The 17,327-nt window shown below is 60.9% G+C and carries 16 protein-coding genes, 1 tRNA gene, 1 other RNA gene and 1 pseudogene; 5 read left to right on the top strand and 14 right to left on the bottom strand.

The genetic code is table 11. The annotated features are described in order from the left end of the window. The 8 genes and pseudogenes from RHP72_RS02165 to RHP72_RS02130 all read right to left on the bottom strand — a co-directional run bounded on the left by RHP72_RS02165 (position 1) and on the right by RHP72_RS02130 (position 7,053). A complete protein-coding gene (locus RHP72_RS02165; protein ID WP_020905896.1) occupies positions 1–372 on the bottom strand; it encodes a carboxymuconolactone decarboxylase family protein in 372 nt (123 codons plus the stop codon). A gap of 8 nt (positions 373–380) precedes the next feature. Then, positions 381–1,589, bottom strand: a complete 1,209-nt coding sequence (locus RHP72_RS02160; protein WP_397517613.1) for an AMP-binding protein — start codon at positions 1,587–1,589, stop codon at positions 381–383. 86 nt (positions 1,590–1,675) lie between these two features. Continuing rightward, positions 1,676–1,969: pseudogene (locus tag RHP72_RS02155) on the bottom strand (AMP-binding protein); the annotation flags it as partial. Continuing rightward, a complete protein-coding gene (locus tag RHP72_RS02150) occupies positions 1,962–2,585 on the bottom strand; it encodes an alpha/beta hydrolase (protein WP_042926504.1) in 624 nt (207 codons plus the stop codon). The gene RHP72_RS02150 and the pseudogene RHP72_RS02155, both read right to left, overlap by 8 nt. After that, the gene (locus RHP72_RS02145) at positions 2,585–3,946 is read right to left on the bottom strand and encodes an MFS transporter (RefSeq protein ID WP_007731563.1); all 1,362 of its coding nucleotides are present in this window, start codon (positions 3,944–3,946) and stop codon (positions 2,585–2,587) included. The genes RHP72_RS02150 and RHP72_RS02145 overlap by 1 nt, the downstream gene beginning before the upstream one ends. Before the next feature lie 97 nt (positions 3,947–4,043). Beyond that, on the bottom strand, positions 4,044–5,096 hold the full coding sequence (locus RHP72_RS02140) for a 3-keto-5-aminohexanoate cleavage protein (protein WP_042926507.1): 1,053 nt from the start codon (positions 5,094–5,096) through the stop codon (positions 4,044–4,046). Positions 5,097–5,148: 52 nt separating this feature from the next. After that, positions 5,149–6,048 carry a TauD/TfdA family dioxygenase gene (locus tag RHP72_RS02135; RefSeq protein ID WP_007731564.1) on the bottom strand — a complete coding sequence of 300 codons (900 nt, stop codon included), beginning with the start codon at positions 6,046–6,048 and terminating at the stop codon, positions 5,149–5,151. Positions 6,049–6,078: 30 nt separating this feature from the next. Continuing rightward, positions 6,079–7,053 carry a quinone oxidoreductase gene (locus RHP72_RS02130; protein ID WP_058227143.1) on the bottom strand — a complete coding sequence of 325 codons (975 nt, stop codon included), beginning with the start codon at positions 7,051–7,053 and terminating at the stop codon, positions 6,079–6,081. A 200-nt stretch (positions 7,054–7,253) separates the two neighbouring features. On the opposite strand from RHP72_RS02130, the gene RHP72_RS02125 reads away from it, so the two are divergent. After that, positions 7,254–8,258, top strand: coding sequence for an AraC family transcriptional regulator (locus tag RHP72_RS02125; protein WP_007731570.1), 1,005 nt, complete (start codon positions 7,254–7,256; stop codon positions 8,256–8,258). On the opposite strand, the gene RHP72_RS02120 is transcribed toward RHP72_RS02125, so the two are convergent. After that, entirely contained in the window at positions 8,251–9,297 is a 1,047-nt protein-coding gene (locus RHP72_RS02120) for a putative sulfate exporter family transporter (RefSeq protein WP_311094247.1), read from the bottom strand. The genes RHP72_RS02125 and RHP72_RS02120 overlap by 8 nt on opposite strands. Positions 9,298–9,398: 101 nt before the next feature. On the opposite strand from RHP72_RS02120, the gene RHP72_RS02115 reads away from it, so the two are divergent. Continuing rightward, positions 9,399–10,307, top strand: coding sequence for a LysR family transcriptional regulator (locus RHP72_RS02115; protein WP_003943906.1), 909 nt, complete (start codon positions 9,399–9,401; stop codon positions 10,305–10,307). A 7-nt stretch (positions 10,308–10,314) separates the two neighbouring features. Here RHP72_RS02115 and RHP72_RS02110 read toward each other — a convergent pair whose 3' ends face one another. From RHP72_RS02110 to ffs, 4 genes are all read right to left on the bottom strand, one after another. Then, complete coding sequence (locus tag RHP72_RS02110) at positions 10,315–10,896, bottom strand: HhH-GPD-type base excision DNA repair protein (protein ID WP_003943868.1); 582 nt, start codon at positions 10,894–10,896, stop codon at positions 10,315–10,317. 18 nt (positions 10,897–10,914) lie between these two features. Beyond that, complete coding sequence (locus RHP72_RS02105; RefSeq protein WP_311094245.1) at positions 10,915–12,270, bottom strand: glycosyltransferase 87 family protein; 1,356 nt, start codon at positions 12,268–12,270, stop codon at positions 10,915–10,917. Between the two features lie 98 nt (positions 12,271–12,368). Then, positions 12,369–13,661 carry an aminotransferase class I/II-fold pyridoxal phosphate-dependent enzyme gene (locus tag RHP72_RS02100; RefSeq protein ID WP_136471663.1) on the bottom strand — a complete coding sequence of 431 codons (1,293 nt, stop codon included), beginning with the start codon at positions 13,659–13,661 and terminating at the stop codon, positions 12,369–12,371. Positions 13,662–13,702: 41 nt separating this feature from the next. Next, an RNA gene (gene ffs / locus RHP72_RS02095) (signal recognition particle sRNA small type) lies at positions 13,703–13,802 on the bottom strand. A 136-nt stretch (positions 13,803–13,938) separates the two neighbouring features. Here ffs and RHP72_RS02090 point away from each other — a divergent pair. From RHP72_RS02090 to RHP72_RS02080, 3 genes are all read left to right on the top strand, one after another. Then, a tRNA-Ser gene (locus RHP72_RS02090) sits at positions 13,939–14,026 on the top strand. Positions 14,027–14,558: 532 nt separating this feature from the next. Further along, on the top strand, positions 14,559–15,650 hold the full coding sequence (locus RHP72_RS02085; RefSeq protein ID WP_250718624.1) for a Fic family protein: 1,092 nt from the start codon (positions 14,559–14,561) through the stop codon (positions 15,648–15,650). A gap of 354 nt (positions 15,651–16,004) precedes the next feature. Beyond that, a complete protein-coding gene (locus tag RHP72_RS02080; RefSeq protein ID WP_042921106.1) occupies positions 16,005–16,823 on the top strand; it encodes a pentapeptide repeat-containing protein in 819 nt (272 codons plus the stop codon). 61 nt (positions 16,824–16,884) lie between these two features. On the opposite strand, the gene RHP72_RS02075 is transcribed toward RHP72_RS02080, so the two are convergent. Then, positions 16,885–17,193, bottom strand: coding sequence for a DUF6191 domain-containing protein (locus RHP72_RS02075; protein WP_311094244.1), 309 nt, complete (start codon positions 17,191–17,193; stop codon positions 16,885–16,887). Positions 17,194–17,327: the final 134 nt, after the last annotated feature.

Below are 17,327 nucleotides of genomic sequence, written 5' to 3'. Positions count from 1 at the left end.
TCACCGGTTCGCGATTTCCTCCATCAGGATCGGAACGCCGACATTGCAGGAATGAATCCCGACGACGGTGGTCAGTTTCAGCACCTCGAGAATCTCCTTCGGGGTCACTCCCATGTCGAGCGCGGCGCGAATATGGCGTCGTACGCCGGGCGCGTACATGTGTGTGCTCGCCGCATCGACGGCTATGCACAGCAACTGGATCACCTGAGGTGACAGCACCCCGCTGTTCCAGGGCTGCATCGCTGTCTTCATGTACAGCTCGGTCCACTCGGGATCCAGCTCCGAAAGTCCGTCCCACAACGGATTCCAGCCACCCGAATCCTTCATGGCCTGGGTTACGGGAAAAGCTTCACTTGCTCGAACGTCAGTCATCGATCTCCTCAGACCATCGAAAATGCTTGATTCAGTTCACGTTTGAGAATCTTTCCGGTTGCCGTCATCGGCAGCGACGGCACGAACTCGATGCGACGCGGATATTTGTAGGCGGCCATCTGTTCCCGCGACCATTCCACGAGATCCGATTCGGAGATCTCTTCACTCGGCTCTCGGATCACGAACGCGACAACTTCTTCGCCGAGGCTCGAGTCCGGCACCCCGACGACGGCGACGAGTGAGACGGCTGGGTGGGTGAGCAGAACCTCTTCGATTTCGCGTGGGTAGACGTTGAATCCGCCCCGCACGATCATGTCCTTCGCGCGATCGACGATGTAGTAATTTCCGTCGGTATCGACCCGTGCCAAATCCCCGGTGCGAAACCATCCGTCGCGCATGACTTCCGCCGTCGCCTCTGGTCGGTTGAAATAGCCCTTCATGACGTTGTGCCCGCGAATGGCCAACTCTCCCACTTCATCGGGGCCGGCGATCGTGTGCCAAGAGTCGTCGACAAGCCGCGCTTCGACGCCCCAGATCGGCACGCCGATCGAACCGGGCCGGGGGTCACTCTCCGGGGCACTGAACAAGGCCAGCGGAGAGGTCTCGGACAACCCGTACCCTTCGAGGATCTGAACACCGAAGCGTTCCCGGAACTGTGTCAAGATTTCGACGGGAAGCGCTGCGCCACCCGAGATCGCGCACCGCATGTTCTGTGCAACGGTCTCGATATCCACCCCGGATTTCACTACCTCGTCCAGCACGCCGAGCAGTCCCCAATACATGGTCGGGACGCCCGCGAAGACCGAGATCTTTTCGCGTTCCATGATCTCGAGTGCCGCGGTCGCATCGAAGCGCGGCATCAACACCAAGGTGGCACCGACGCAGATTCCCGCATTCATGGTCACTGTCTGGCCGAACGAGTGGAACAACGGCAAAGTCAGGAGATAACGCTCATGCATGGACGGAACGCTCTCGAACAACCGGTTGGTCGACAGTGCATTCAAGACCATGTTGCAGTGAGTGAGTTCGGCGCCCTTGGGCTTTCCGGTAGTGCCGCTGGTGTAGAGAATGACCGCGGTGTCCGTCGGTTCACGAACAACCGCGGCTGCAGGCGTTTCCGTGCCGACACGGATGCCAGTGCTTCGCCTAGAGTCTCGACTCCGAGGATCGACGACGGTGCACCCGGTTCGGCGCTGATCACGATCAGGGCCGAACAGGTCTCGCTCTGCTCGAACCCGGCGATGGCGTACTCGGCGATCGGTAATTCGGGACTTCCCTCGAAACAGAAGTACAGCTTCGCTTCCGAATCAGCCAGGTGATAGGCAATTTCGCGCCCCTTGAGCAGGATGTTCAGAGGAACGACGACGCCACCGGCCTTGAGAATGCCGTAGTAGACGATCGGGAACTCGAGAACGTTCGGGCAGGACAACGCCACCTTGTCACCTGGCTCGACACCCCGCGAGACGAGCAGATGGGCGATGCGATTCGCGTACGCGTCGAACTGCGCATACGTCAGCCTCGCTTCCCCGAGAACCAGCGCATCCCGTTCCGGGTACCGCCGGGCCGAGTCTTCCAGCAGAGCAGCAAGATCAAGCATGACTGTGTTCCTCCTGCGCATCGGAATCCGTGGCATGAGACGAGGCAGCGCGCGACACCGACTCGAGCAGTTCCCGCACCAACGATTCCGCCCGCGGCCAATACCCGTATCCGGACGCCGGATTGAGATGTCCGACCTCACCCAGATCCAGCAACCGACTCCCCCATCCTTCAGCCAAACCCACAACTCGGCGATACCCGGCGAGCGGATCGTTCCGACTCGCCGCGACCGTGCTCGGAAACGGCAGACGCTGACGCGGTATCGGTAGCCACCCGTGTCGGTCGAGATCGTCGAGAGACGGATAAGACTCGGGCAGCGGAAGTTCGAGATCCGCCGGCGTGACCAGAAGTGCGCCCGCAACCTCTCGATGATGCGCCCTCGCCCAGTGAGCAACTGTCATGACTCCGGCGCTGTGCCCGACCAGGACCACCGGCCCGCAGACACTTGTCAGCACCTCGTTCAATGCCGCAACCCGCGCATCGCGACTGAGCTTGTCGGTCTCGAGGGGAGGAACCGTCAGAACGTTGTCGAGCCTGCGCGCGAGGTGAGTCTGCCAATGATCTTCGACATGATCCCGCAGACCGGGAACCATTACTACCGTAGTTGATTCATTCATCATGAGCTCCGAACGTCTGTTACTTCAGTGGCGCCGGGGATCTCGGGCCGATTCTGCAACGTCGCCAGCCGCCTCATCCCGGCGGGATAGGCACGCTTGCCGGCTACCAACGCGAGGGCCGCGACGACATAGACGAAGGGCGAAAGCTGTAGAGCGCCGAGAAGACCCAGGTGATCGGCGAGGATGCCGACAACGAAGGGACCGAGCGCCAGCCCGAGAAGGTTGTTGGCGACGGTGAGCGTTCCCATGGCCGACGCTCGAATCGAGTGATGGGTAAGGTTCGCGACCATCGCTGCCGTCGGCCCCGACGAACCGGCGGAGAAGAATGCACCGATACCGAGCAACACGAGTTGTGCTGTCCCCGTGCCCAACCGGAGCCCGATGCTCAGCGTCACCAACGAGATGGCGCAGTAGACGATGGCGGTGGTCCATTTTCGCGCCGAATCGTCGCGGCTGAATCTATCTGTGATGAAACCGCAGACCACCATCCCGCTTCCGACCAGGAGGACGAACACGGAAGCCGTGACGCCGGCCTTGTCCGGGGCCAAATCGTAGTAACGATTGAAGAAGCTCGGCAACCACGCCAGAAGTACAGCGGCGGTGAACATCTGGAGACCACCACCGATGTAGGCGAATAATACGGCTGGATTGGTGAACAGCGAGGACACCGGCGCACGAAAACCGTCGTGTCTCACCGCTTCCCCGGCGGCATCCGGCGCGGCCTCGACGGCGTAAGCGGTGAGCTTCTTCTCGGTGACGAGGGCACGGAAGAGCGCGACCAGAATCAGACCGAAGATCGCCATGGCGGCAAAAGACCACCGCCAACTGAACTGGACTGCGATGAACCCACCGATTGCCACACCGATGACCGAACCGAACGATCCACCGGCCATGAAGGCACCTGCAAGAGCTGCGTGCACGCGGGGCGCAAACACACTGAGGACCACGGCGATACCCACGCTGCCGTACGCCGCTTCACCGACACCGACCAGGAACCGGGCGCCCAACATCTGTTCGTAGGTCTGAGCGATTGCGCACAGCAACGTCGCGACACTCCACAACACCGCCATCAAGATCAAGCTCTTGACGCGGCCCCAGCGGTCCGCGAGCAGCGACAACGGGAACGTCAACAGCCCGACCATCAATGCCACCACGCTGCTCAGGGAGGCGAGGTGCGAATCGGAGAGATCCCAGTCCGCTTTCAGGATCGGGAAGACTGCACTGAGCACCTGCCTCGACATGTAGTCCGAGAGCAGAAGACCGAAAGCCAGGGCGAAAACGATCCACGGGTATAACTTTCGTCGTCCGCCGATTCCGAGCGCGGTGTCCACACGTGGCGTGGCGGGAGCTTGCAGTCCCATGACTCTCCTAGGAAGTACTCGAGGTAGACGGGGGGATTCGGGGGTACGAACCGTCGCGGTTCGTACCCCCGGAACTGTTGTACGAGAGGGTGCGAACTCAGGCGTGCTGCGTGAATCCCAGCTGGCCGATCCGGCGGTTGGGCGCGTAACCCAGCTTCGCCAACGTCTCGTCGGTGTCGGCATACGTCTCACCGATCCGGTAGATGTCCCGAGCTTCCTTCGCGGAAGCCACCTCGCGGCCCAATTCGCCTGCAATGCGCACCAACTGCTCGATCTGCTGCACCGACGTCATCTTCTCGCCCTTGCGGCCCCAGATGGTGTCCTCGTTGCCGCAGCGAGCGTGCAAGCCCATCGCGATGGCCATCGTGTTCACCGGCAGGACGCTACGCATCAGCGTTTCCAGCGTCAGGCACGCACCGTCGGGAACACGCTGGACGAAGTTCATCATGTTGTACGGGTTGGGTCCGTCGAAGCCGCCGCCGATTGCGACCCACGTGAGGTTGACCGGACCCGTGTAGATGCCGCGTCGGATCAACCGCTCCACCGTTTCGAGCTGCGGAATACTGGACAACTGGAAATGCGGCTGGATTCCGGCGGCCTGCAACCGGCGCAGGTGCTCTGCCACCCACTCCGGACCGGCGGGCACAGTCATTTCCCGATACGTATCGGCCAATTCCGGACGCTGCATCGACGTACCCGCGATGTCGTCGTCGGTCATCAGTTCCATGATGTTCATCTGGCTGGTATTGATCGCGATCGTCACCTGATCGGGAGCCGGCTCCAATTCCGCCAGCATGTGACGCACGTCGTCGGACAACCACTTCGCATCGGCACCTTCCCCCTCCGGGGCAAACGAAATCGACCCGCCGACCTGCAGAATCATCTCGGGAACGGCCTCACGCAAGCGACCGAGAAGCTCGTTGAACTTCGACAGACGCTTCGAGCCCTTGCCGTCGAGTTCACGCACGTGGATGTGGAGAACTGTGGCACCGGCGTTGAAACAGTCGACGGCTTGCTGGACGTGCTCGTCCATCGACAGAGGGAGGTCTTCTGCAAAATCGTCCGGCTCCCACTCCGGTCCGTAGGGAGCAACGGTGATGACAAGCTTGTCCTGGGTTTCGGGGAACAGTGAATCGTCGTGGAAATGCATAGCGTGACTCCGATCGAGTGAATGAATTTATCTTCGGGGCTGGGAAGAGAGATCAGAACGGTGCGTCGCCGATGATTCCGGCGCGCTCCATCTTTCGAACCGCGGGCCAGTAGTCCTGCACCGCGTAATGCTGTGTCGAACGGTTGTCCCAGATCGCGACGCTGTTTTCGGTCCAACGCCACCGAACCTGGTACTCGGGAATCTGAGCCTGGCTCGCCAGGTAAGTGAGCAGATTCCCGGCGCCGGGGGCGTAATCGATTCCATAGCGGACGTTCTCGGGCGTGTGATAGTTCACGAGGTGTGTGGCGAACGAATTGACGAAGAGAATCTTCTCGCCGGTCTCCGGATGTGTTCGTACCACGGGATGTTCGGCGTCGGGAAAGCGTTCCTTCAGCTGGTGCCGCTGTTCGATCGGCATCCGAGCGCCGAAGGTCGACTCGATACTGTGCCTGGCACGCAGATCCTTGATCTGCTCCTTGACCCGCGCCGGCAGATTCTCGTAGGCGAGTGCCATGTTCACCCAAATCGTGTCGCCGCCGACAGGAGGTGTTTCCACACAACGCAATACACATCCCATGGGCGGGTTAACGCGCCAGGTGGCGTCGCAGTGATATGCATTCTCGAAATGCTCCGGCGGGCTGTCCAGATCCTTGTAGATGCGGACCAGGCCCGGGTGGTCGGGGTCGCTGCCCAGAGCCGGATGATCCTCGAGTTCACCGAATCGCTGGGCAAGTTCTACGTGCTCGGCTTTGGAGAAGGTCTGGTCGCGAAAGAACAGAACCTTGTGTTCGAGCAACAATGCCTTGATTTCGGCGAAGAGTGCATCATCTCGCGCGACCTCGCCGAGATCCACCCCGGACAACTCTGCCCCGATCGAACAGGTCAATTTCTCGACGCGGATCGTATTCCTCGACGAGGGAAGGTTTTCTGTGAGCGTTGCGGTGTTGGTCATGACAATTCCTCTGGGAAGTGCTGTTTCGGTTCAGACGGAGAAGACGGAGGAACCGATACTGCGACCGGACTCCATGTCGTGGTGCGCACGCACCGCATCTTCGAGGGGGTACCGCTGGTTGATCTCGATCTTGATTCGCCCGGACTCGACGTGTGAGAACAGTTCGCCCGCCAGTTCGGCACGTTCTTCGGGATCCGCGATGTAATCGGCGAGAGCCGGACGTGTGAGGAAGAGTGATCCCTTGACTGCCAACTGCATTGCCTGAATCGGCGGAGTCGGTCCGGACGCCGTTCCGAAGCACACCAGCAGCCCCCGCCTGGCAAGGCAATCGAGAGAGATGTCGAACGTGGATTGCCCGATACTGTCGTAGACAACCGGCACGCCGACGCCCCCGGTGATCTCCTTGACACGCGCGACGACGTCCTCGCGGGTGTAGATGACGACTTCATCGCAACCGTGAGCTCGGGCAACGCTCGCCTTCTCGTCGCTCGACACCGTTCCGATCACATTGATTCCCAACAGTTTTGCCCACTGGGTGAAGATCAGTCCAACCCCGCCCGCCGCAGCATGTAGCAACACGGTGTCTCCCGCTTTCAATGGGTAGATGCGACGTAGAAGGTAGGCGGCAGTCAGTCCTCGCATGGTCATGGCGGCCGCGGTGTCGAAGGCGATGCCGTCGGGTAGCGCGATCAGGTCGGACGACGCCATGATCCGCTCGGTGGCGTACGCACCCAGCGGACTGCCGGTGTAGGTCACACGGTCCCCCACTGCAAAATCGACTACTCCCTCGCCGATCTCTTCGACCACACCCGCGCCCTCGACGCCCATCCCGGCAGGCAATTGAGCAGGATAGAGGCCACTTCGAAAGTAGGTGTCGGCGAAGTTCAACCCCACCGCTTCATGACGAACCCGAACCTCTCCGGCGCCCGGTCGTCCTACCTCGATCTCTTCCCAACGCATGACGGACGGTGTGCCGATCTCGTGGAACCGAATGGCGTTTGCCATCATTGCTCTCCAATTCTGTGGGCGGGCTCGACTCGATTACGGTCGAGCAGTATTCGCACGCAACAACTTCCAGAAGTCGGTGCTCGGCTTCGTGGTCGTGCCGAACTGATGTGGACAAAACTATGTGAGATCCGGCTCACATGCTTAACTTGACGAGACACACAACACAACATTTCGGGACATCGAGTAAAGGGGGACCTATGAAGCCACTCGCCCGCTACGCGTCACTGAACCGATACGTCGACCTGTGCCGAACAGTGGACGTGGACGCTGTGGCCCTCATGAGAAGTGTCGGCCTGAGCCCGGCAAGCCTGGCGAACCCCGACCAATGGGTACCGGCCGCCTCCATCGCATCGCTCCTGGAGCGATCGGCAGCGGAGTCCGGACACGAAGACTTCGGGCTTCTACTCGCCGGCCTGCGTCGACTGTCCAATCTCGGCCCCCTCAGCTTGGTCATCAGGGAAGAGCCAGACGTCAGGAGCGCACTCGACGTATTGATGCGATACGAGCACACGTACAACGAGTCATTACGCATTCGATTGAACGAGGTCAACGGACTCGCCACCCTGCGAATCTCGCTCGAGGTCGGCGAACCGGTCGACACCAGACAGAGCGTCGAACTCGCAGTCGGCGCGACACTGCAGATCCTGCGGAGTTTCCTGGGTTCTCGATGGCAACCGGTCAGCGTGGGATTCACGCACAATGCCCCGAAAGACACGAGCACGCATCGGCGAATCCTCGGCGAGACGGTGGAATTCGATCACGAGTTCACCGGTATCGTTTTCTTCGCCGCCGACCTGGATGCGGCTAACCAACTTTCCGACGAGTTACTCCGGCCGTACGCTCGCCAGTTCCTCGACTCGCTTCCCGCCTCGGAAACCTCCGATACCCTCAGCCGCACCAAGGAATTGATCGAAGTTCTGCTTCCGACCGGCCGCTGCTCTGTCGAGCAGGTGGCACGCAGTCTCGGATTCGACCGGCGGACACTGCACCGTCATCTCGCCGAATCCGGAGATACGTTCACGGCCGTTCTCAATTCGGTTCGAAGCTCCCTCGCGGAACGATTTGTCTCCAACCCTCGCTATTCGTTGACCGAAGTGGCTGTGCACCTCGGGTTTTCGACGCAGGGTAGTTTCTCGCGCTGGTTTCGCACTCAGTTCTCGATGAGCCCGAGCGCGTGGCGGACTCAGCGCTCGATCAGCTGACCAGCACGACTCCGACGTAGGCGATCGTTGCCACCCACACAGTGGAAATCGCGGCCAGCACGAATGGCCGGGCGCCAACTCCACGAATGACGCTCAACCGCACCCCCAGCCCGAGTGCGAACATCGCGGCCGCCAACAGCGCCGTCTGCACCGTCTTCGCCAGCCCCAGAAGCTCATCCGGCAAGATGCCCGTGGAGCGCAAGCCCATGCAGCCGATGAATGCCACGACGAACAACGGAATCAGCGGGGGACGCTTGGCGGCAGTGCTGTCGACCATCCTGCGTTGCCGGATACTCAGAAATGCCATGACCGGCGCCAACATCAACACGCGCGCAAGTTTCACCACGGTCGCGACACCCAACGCGGTGGCGCCGAGAGCGCTGCCGGCAGCCACCACTTGCGCCACTTCGTGGATCGACCCACCGGCCCACAAGCCTGCACCGACCTCGTTCATACCGAAAGCGTTGGCCAACAGTGGGATTGTCGGAATCATCAGAGTTCCGAAGATCACCACCAACGCAACAGCGGTGAGCAACTCTTCCTCTCGCGCATTCACCACACCGTCCGCAGCAGCCACGGCGGCAGCGCCACAGATCGAGAAGCCGCAGGCAATCAGAATTCTCTGCGACCAACTCAATCCGAGAAGTTTTCCGGCATACATGGTCCCGGCGATACCGAGGAACACAATCGCCACCACAACGGCGATCACTCCCCAGCCCAAACCGACGATGTCGGACAACATCAATTGCAGCCCGAGCAGAGCGATACCCACCCGAAGTAGCCGTTTCGCCGAGAATGCCAGGCCAGGTTGGAATTTCGCCGGCAAAGAGACGGTATTCGCCAACACCGCACCCGCCACGATCGCAATCAGCAACGGACTCACGGCGGAGGTGAACTGACCGGCTATCAGCGCGACCGTGGCCCCCAAGGCGCACAACGCAACTCCGGGCACCAATGCAGCCACACTGGACCACCGTCGTACTTCTGACGAAGGTGCGACTGCGGGTTTCTCGGCCACGGACTTCACATCACGGTTCACTCATCCAGCGTCCTTGAGCCACCATCGCTCCGGTAGGGCGATTTCTACCATCACGGCATATCAAATCGATATGAACGTGAAGTTCGGTATAGCCTGTTTGCATGACCAGACGGTGGCCCGACCTCACCACTCTCGAGCTACTCATCGGCATCGATGATCACGGAAGTCTCAGTGCGGCAAGCCGTTCAGCAAACATTGCGCAGCCGAATGCCAGCCGCGCCGTCAAAGCCCTCGAGCGGCAGCTCGGGATGCCACTCATACACCGAAGGTCGACGGGGGCGACTTTGACTCCGCAGGGGACCGTCATCGTCCACTGGGCGCGCCGCGTCCTCGCCAACTCGAGGCAGCTTCTCGACGTCGCCGAAGGGATGCGGACCGAACGATCCGCGGAATTGACCGTGTGTGCCAGCATGACCGTCGCCGAACATCTGATTCCGGCCTGGCTCGGTATCTTTCGGTCACTACATCCTGGTGTCACCGTCCACCTTCAGGTCTACAACTCGACCCGCGTCCTCGAGGCTGTCGAGGTGGGAATGTGCGACCTCGGATTCGTCGAGTCACCGACCGTTCCGAAGAGCCTGTCCAGCGTCACCGTCGCGCGTGACTCGCTGGTCGTGGTCGTTCATCCGGATCATCCATGGGCGCGTCGACGAAAGCCGCTGACCGTCGCCGAACTGGCAGCGACGCCGCTGCTGGTGCGCGAGCCCGGATCGGGAACCAGAACGACTCTCGACCTGGCGTTACACGAATACGAGCGCGGTGCACCGTTGTTGGAACTGGGTAGTTCGGCCGCGATTCGAACCAGCGTGCTCGGTGGCGTCGGCCCGGCGGTACTGAGCACGCTGGCCGTCGAGGACCAGGTGAAGCAGGGAGAACTTCGGGTGGTAGCCGTCGAAGGCTTGGAACTCGACCGATCCCTGCGCGCAGTGTGGCGTCCCCCGCGTCAGCTCGAGGGTCCCGCAGGAGACCTGATGAAAGTAGTGCGTGCGAGCGGGTCCCGGAAATCCTGAAAGCGGCTTACTTCTTGTCGGCCTTCGCTGCTGCCTTTGCGGCCTTCTTGAACTCGCGGACCTCGAGCAAAGACTGTTCGTCGACCACGTCTGCAATCGAGCGCCTCGAACCTTCGAGCCCGTAGTCGCCGGCCGCTTGGCGCCAACCTTTCGGCTCGACGCCGATCTGTTTTCCGAGCAACGCCAGGAAGATCCGGGCTTTCTGATCCCCGTAACCGGGTAGGGCTTTGAGCCGCTTCAGTACTTCCTTGCCGTCGGGATTTCCCGAAGTCCAGATCGCCGCGGTGTCGCCGTCGTAGTTCTCGACGATGAACTGGCACATGAGCTGGATACGCTCGCCCATCGACTTGGGGAATCGGTGCACAGCCGGAGGCTCGGCACAGACGGCGATGAACTCGTCGGTGTCCATGTCGGCGATACGCCTGACGTCGATACCGCTGAGCCGATCCGCCAGCTTCTTCGGACCGAGGAAGGCCGTTTCCATCGGAACCTGTTGATCGAGAAGCATTCCGATCAACAACGCCAACGGGTCCTCGGCGAGGAGAGCATCAGCTTCGGGGTCACCGACAAGGTTCAGTTGAAGTGCCATGAGTCCGATACTGCCACGTCAGGCGGCAGTTGTGACCGGCGCCGACGCATCCGGGGCCGGAATCTTCCACTTCTTCCAGCCGAACAGAACCACCGTCGAGACCGCGGCAAGCGTGAAGACCCAGAGGTAGACGCCGACGGTCGGAATCCGCAGATACTCGGGCGGCACGAACATGAACAGGCCCATTCCGATGAAGCGATCCGTACCCGGAATGACCGACGGGTCCCACCAGGTGTGAGACCAGTTCAAGACCGGGAGCAGGAAAACGAACGGCGCCACCCACGCCCAACGCTTCTTCGACACCATCGCGTAGTGCGCGGCGAGGACGACCAGCGGGACGAACCACACCCAGTGATGGCCCCACGAGAACGGCGAGACAGTGGTCGCAGTCAACCCCGTCATGGTGAGGCCGAGCAATTTCTGGCCGTGCCGGTGAGCAATCCACGCGGCACCGAGTCCGAGGCATACCGCCAGCGCACTGAAGACTAGAACCAGGACCCGCGACGGCGTCGGAGTGTGAGTGAGCTGAGCGATCAGACCGGACACGGACTGGTTGCTCGGAGCATCCGTCGGTCCGACGCGTTCGCTGTCGACAAGAGTGCCGGTCCAGTACTTGTACGCATCGTTGTAGATCACGACGAAGCCGATCGCAACGGTCGCAGCGAACGTCACGACGGCCGTCACCAACGCACGCCATTGACGAGTGATGAAGAGGTACGCCCAGAAGAAGGCCGGAGTGAGCTTCACGCCGGCGGCGATGCCTGCCCCGATTCCTCGGAGCCGACTCTTCTCGTCCCGACCGAGGTCCCACACGATCAAGAGCAGCAGGAAGATGTTGATCTGCCCGAGCCAGAGCGTCGTACGTATCGGTTCCATGAACAGAAAGATCGTCGTCGCCAACGCACTCACGGCGTACGCCTTCACGTCGAGCCGATAACCGAGGTACTTCCAGCACAACAAGATCACTGCGAACAACGCAGCGATGTTCAAACCCGTCCACACAACAATCGCCTGTTTGAACGAGAGCACCGCCCACACCGTGAACAGCAAAGCCGCAAACGGGGTGTACGTGAACATCATTCCGTCCAGGACTGGCCCGTCGTACAACGGAAGGCCCTGAACCACAACGCTGCCGCCGTGGCGGTAGACGTCGAGATCGAGGAAATTTTCGAAGATCCCCCAGTACCGCGTATTCATCGGCACGGCGAAAAGAACCATCAGCACGGACGCGACTGCCAGAACACCGAGTACAGAGAATCCGAGAACACCGACACGGAGGGTGCGTCGCGGTATGTCAGCTTCGATGACCGACTCCGAGTTCGCGGTGTGCGCCTCGAAAGAAGGCCCATCCGAAGCGTTGATCGCGCCCGTCACTACAACCTCCGGGATTTACACCCTATGTCGGGAATTGATGCTCCGAACGGTACAAGACAAGACCGAAAAGTACCGACCGGGCACGCCGCTTCGAGAACTCAGATCTCGGAGAGACGCGATTCGGTAGCTGCGAGCAGAACACACGTAGCCACGCCGTCCATGGCAACTTCGAGTTCAGCCTTGGACGGGAAGCTCGGGGCCAACCGGATGTTCCGGTCATCCGGATCCGTGCTGTACGGGAAAGCCGATCCGGCAGCGGTGAGCGCGATACCCGCGTTCTTCGCCAGTTCGATGACCCGCTTGGCCGTGCCGTCGACCACGTCGAGGCTGATGAAGTATCCGCCCTTCGGCTCGGTCCAAGACGCGACCTTCGATGCACCGAGACGATCCTCGAGGATCCGCAGTACGAGCTCGAACTTGGGCGCGAGGAACGCGCGATGCTTCTCCATGTGCGCACGAACGCCGTCGGCATTGCCGAAGAAGCGCAGGTGGCGAAGCTGATTGACCTTGTCCGGTCCGATGCTCTTCTTGCCCAGGAACTTCTGGTACCAGGCAAGGTTTTCCGCCGAGCTACCGAAGAAGCTCACACCAGCGCCGGCGAAAGTGATCTTGGACGTCGACGCGAACACGAGCGGACGGTTGGGGTGTCCGGCCTCCGCTGCCATCGAGAGAATGTCGTAGGAAGGCGCAGTCTCGCCGACAAGCGGATGTACGGCGTACGCGTTGTCCCAGTACAGGCGGAAGTCGGGCGCGGCCGTCGGCATCGACGCGAGCGTACGGACAATTTCTTCGGAGTACACGGCACCGGTGGGGTTCGCGTAAACCGGAACCGCCCACATGCCCTTGATCTGCGGATCTGACGCAACAAGTTCGGCGATCTTGACGACATCCGGGCCGTCGTGGTTCATCGGCACCGCGATCATCTCGATGCCGAGGGACTCGGTGATCGCGAAGTGGCGGTCGTAGCCCGGTGCCGGGCAGAGAAACTTGATCTTCTCTTCGCGTGCCCACGGCCGGGCCGAATCCGGTGTGCCATGAAGCAGTGAGAACACGACGTTGTCGTGCATGATCTCGAGGCTCGCGTTGTTGCCGGCGAGAAGGTTCGCAACGGGGATACCCAGCAGCTCACCGAAGATGGCGCGCAGTTCCGGCAGACCGGTGAGTCCGCCGTAGTTACGGCAGTCGGTGCCGCTTCCGTCACGGAAATCACCGTCGCCGGGCAGCGTCAGCAGCTCTGCGGAAAGGTCGAGTTGTTCCGGGGAAGGCTTACCGCGGGTCAGATCGAGTGCGAGCTTCTGCGCCTGGAGCTGCGTGTACTTCGCGCTCTGGCTCTCATGCTCGGAGGTGAGTTCTTCATGGCTCATCAACCCGATCTGGGTTTGGATAGGCATCCGGAGCGGCCTTTCACCGACGAGGCGGGGTCGGGTATGTGAAAAAATAGAGGACCCCGCGCACCCGGCAGAGCCCGTTGACCCTTGCTGCCTTCCGGCCCTGGGGGAGTTCACAGGATGCGCGCCGCGCGGGATCCAATGAACAGTGTAGACGGCTTTCTCCGGCCGCTGCACACCACCTACCGGGGCCGAGATGCAAACCTCGAGTCCCACCGGTTCTTCGCAGGTCAGGTACCCGTTTAACGCTTCGCGCCCGCAATTGGGTATGCTGCTCCACGGAGGATTCGCCTAGTGGCCTATGGCGCTCGCCTGGAACGCGGGTTGGGTTAACGCCCTCAGGGGTTCAAATCCCCTATCCTCCGCCAAAGGAACCCCTGTGAACTGCTGAGAAGCGGTTCACAGGGGTTCTTTTCTGTCCTCATGCAACGAGTAATGCAACAGGGTCTCGGTTCAGCTCGATGTTCTGCGAGCTCAGACGGTCTGCCGACTCGTGGTGGTTTCGATCCCGCAGCGCGCCGAATCGGAATGCTGCTGCGTGATTTCGAGTGGCCCGCCGATGGCCCGAACCCGATTCGGGAAGCTATGGCCACATCTGCTCCTGCAGCCCGCGTTGGTCATGAAATGACACCCGCGCCGCAAGTCTTATTTATCCAGATCCCATTCTGGATAAGATAGGCATGGAAAGCAAGGCGGCAATATAGCGTGGATACGGGGAGAGACCAGATGGCGTACAGGACGTTGAAATCGATCTTTCACCAACGAGATCGTGCTGGTGCCGATGCTGAGGAGCGAGCGCGACGCGATTCTCCCGCCGCCGTCCACTGGGACCTACTGATCGGCGAACACTCGACGTTCGCACTGATGACACCCGAAGTCGCAGCGCTGATCGAACGGATCATGAGCTTCGAGCCGAAGATCCGGGCTGAGTGGAACGGGCTGCCGGCCCTCGCGCGCACCCACTACCTGCATCGCATGGTGATCGACGAGATCCAGGCAACGAACGAGATCGAACAGGTCCGCTCAACCCGGAAGGAGATCAGCGAGGCAATCGAGATGGTGTGGGCGGAGCAACCCCTCGCGAACAAGCGGTTCGCCGAGATGGTGCGGCTCTATCTCAATATCGGCAACGACCAGGCCGAGAGTCCGCAGACGCTCGACGACATCCGAGACGTCTACGACGCGGTAACTCGGGGCGAGATTCGCGACGAGGACGCCCCCGATGGGAAGCGGTTCCGGCAAGGGCCAGTATCGATCACGTCAGGAATCAAGGTCGTGCACACCGGTGTGGTACCCGAGTCAGCGATCGACGACGCGCTGACCCTCATGCTGAGACAGGGGGGCGACGACTCGATTCCACGACTGATCAGGGCAGTGGTCGCGCACTTCATCTTCGAGTACACGCACCCGTTCTACGACGGCAACGGCCGAACCGGACGCTACCTTCTCGCGCTGGACCTTCGACAGGTGTTGGCTCCGTATGCGAGCCTGGCATTGTCGGCGACCGTCGCCGACAACAAGGATCGTTACTACAAAGCATTCTCTGACGCGGAGAATCCATTGAACCGCGGAGATCTGACGCCCTACCTGATCGATATGCTGGAGATCATCGCCGAGGCGCAACATCGACTGCTGCTCGACCTCTCCGAGAGGCGGCATAAGATCGACACACTCGAGGCGCGTATCCGCGTTCTGGTGGAGGATGAGGAATTTCCGCTGAACTTGGGACTCGATCGCGAGTCGACGCCGCCGGTTGATAGCAACCACATCGGCGCAGTCCTGTTCACCCTGGGTCAGGCCCACTGCTTCGAGGCGAACCGCGCCATCAAGTTGAACACCCTGGTCGAGGTGGTGGGTCGATCCAGCCAGTTCGCCCGCCCGCGACTTCAGCGCCTGGACGATGCCGGGATCATTGAGACGGTTACGAAGAGACCGCTGCGCTTCCGGCTCACGGCACGGGGGGTATCGCTCCTCGATCTGGATGGGGAGTGATTTTCGCCAGGTCGCAGATGGGCTAGGTGGCGATTGGGCGCACGATCGACGTTTCCATTCCCACTCGCGAATGGAGTGCAGTGGCCGCAACATTTGTGGTCTTCGTCGGCGCACTGGTTCTGCCGCCGGGTACCGCACGGCGATTGGTTGCAGCGAGCTGGGCCGTCCACCCGATTTTCGACCTACTTCACGAGCGTGGTCCAGAATCACGTCTGCCGGATTGGTACCCCGCAATTGCGCGGGATACGACCTCGGAGCCGCTGGACTTCTTGCTGCCGAACCACGCAATTTCGTTTGACAGACTCACAAACCCGAGGACAGACTTTCCGTCCAACCCAACCATCGGGAGTACGCGTGATTGCCGGCCAGACCAATCTGCTCGCAGATTGCAGCAGTTGCTTCGGTCTGTGCTGCGTCGCACTCCCCTTTTCCAAGTCCTCCGACTTCGCGACCAACAAGAATGCCGGCGCCCCCTGCAAGAACCTGCAGCAGGATTTCCGTTGCGGCATTCACACCGGATTGCGAAAGAAGGGCTTCACCGGTTGCACCGTCTACGACTGTTTCGGTGCGGGACAGAAGGTTTCACAGCAGACCTACGACGGCATCAGCTGGCGTGATGCCCCGGAGACCGCGTCGGACATGTTCGAAACCTTCCCTGTCGTACGCCAGTTGCACGAACTCCTCTGGTATCTCGCCGAAGCCCGCTCGCTGAAGCAAACCCACTCGATACGAAAGGAACTCGACGCTGCACTCGCAGAGACGGAAAGCCTGACCAACGGCACACCTTCGCAGATTCAAACCGTCGACGTCTCAGCACACCGAGCGGCAGTTAACACACTGCTCTTGCAGACGAGTAACCTTGTGCGCTCACCGATCTCAACCAAGAAGGGTCGAAAACTCGACCACCGCGGCGCAGACCTCATCGGCGCCAAATTTCGTGGTTCCGATCTACGTGGGGCCAACTTTCGCGGGAGTTACCTGATCGGTGCAGACCTCCGCGACTGCGAACTCGATCGAGCCGATCTGATCGGTGCAGACTTACGCGGCACCGACATTCGCGGCACAAAACTCCGCGGCAGTATCTTTCTCACTCAGTTCCAGATCAACGGGGCGATCGGCGATTCGGCTACCACACTTCCCGATTCACTGACCCGCCCCAGCCACTGGGCCTGAACCCGACTGTCAACTCCGTCGTCTGTCGGCGACTGTCAACTCCGTCGACTGTTGACGACTGTCAACTCCGTCGACGGAGAACGACCTTGTTAGCTTCCGGATCGACAGACACCCACGGCGGGTCACCGTCCGTTCCGTCCTCACGATGCATCAATGCGCTCTGACGCTGTTCGAATTCATGATGCTTGGACTCCTGAAACAGGGCAGCAACCTCTTCGAAGCCCGCGGCCGAGACCGGACGAGTCGTACGTCCCCGAGTCCACGGCAGTGCCCGGCCGCCGGTGAGCCGGTTCCAGAGAGTCTCGGCGAAAGCGAACAGGACCAGCAGCACGAGCAAGCCTGGCAGCGTCAACGCGAACAGAGTGCCCATGAAAGAAGTCTAGCGACGAACGCCCCCGGTCCCCTCGACTTCCGATCGGCCGCCCTATGTCTGGTCCCGCGGTCGATGATCTGCCACAATGCAAGCTGTTACGACTAGTAACACCTTCGGGGGGAGGATTTCAC

Origin of the sequence: Rhodococcus sp. SG20037, assembly GCF_031763325.1 — a bacterium.
GTDB lineage: Bacteria > Actinomycetota > Actinomycetes > Mycobacteriales > Mycobacteriaceae > Rhodococcus_F > Rhodococcus_F qingshengii.
The sequence above is the reverse complement of the archived record's forward strand: the minus strand, read 5'-3'. Positions and strand labels throughout refer to the sequence as shown.

Excerpts from the sequence above, each read along its gene's own strand:
- RHP72_RS02135 (WP_007731564.1), bottom strand. The coding sequence starts at position 6,048 with ATGACCAACACCGCAACGCTCACAGAAAACCTTCCCTCGTCGAGGAAT.
- RHP72_RS02110 (WP_003943868.1), bottom strand. The coding sequence starts at position 10,896 with ATGGCACTTCAACTGAACCTTGTCGGTGACCCCGAAGCTGATGCTCTC.
- RHP72_RS02150 (WP_042926504.1), bottom strand. The coding sequence starts at position 2,585 with ATGAATGAATCAACTACGGTAGTAATGGTTCCCGGTCTGCGGGATCAT.
- RHP72_RS02165 (WP_020905896.1), bottom strand. The coding sequence starts at position 372 with ATGACTGACGTTCGAGCAAGTGAAGCTTTTCCCGTAACCCAGGCCATG.
- RHP72_RS02115 (WP_003943906.1), top strand. The coding sequence starts at position 9,399 with ATGACCAGACGGTGGCCCGACCTCACCACTCTCGAGCTACTCATCGGC.
- RHP72_RS02100 (WP_136471663.1), bottom strand. The coding sequence starts at position 13,661 with ATGCCTATCCAAACCCAGATCGGGTTGATGAGCCATGAAGAACTCACC.
- RHP72_RS02085 (WP_250718624.1), top strand. The coding sequence starts at position 14,559 with ATGAGCTTCGAGCCGAAGATCCGGGCTGAGTGGAACGGGCTGCCGGCC.
- RHP72_RS02075 (WP_311094244.1), bottom strand. The coding sequence starts at position 17,193 with ATGGGCACTCTGTTCGCGTTGACGCTGCCAGGCTTGCTCGTGCTGCTG.
- RHP72_RS02140 (WP_042926507.1), bottom strand. The coding sequence starts at position 5,096 with ATGCATTTCCACGACGATTCACTGTTCCCCGAAACCCAGGACAAGCTT.
- RHP72_RS02145 (WP_007731563.1), bottom strand. The coding sequence starts at position 3,946 with ATGGGACTGCAAGCTCCCGCCACGCCACGTGTGGACACCGCGCTCGGA.
- RHP72_RS02125 (WP_007731570.1), top strand. The coding sequence starts at position 7,254 with ATGAAGCCACTCGCCCGCTACGCGTCACTGAACCGATACGTCGACCTG.
- RHP72_RS02130 (WP_058227143.1), bottom strand. The coding sequence starts at position 7,053 with ATGGCAAACGCCATTCGGTTCCACGAGATCGGCACACCGTCCGTCATG.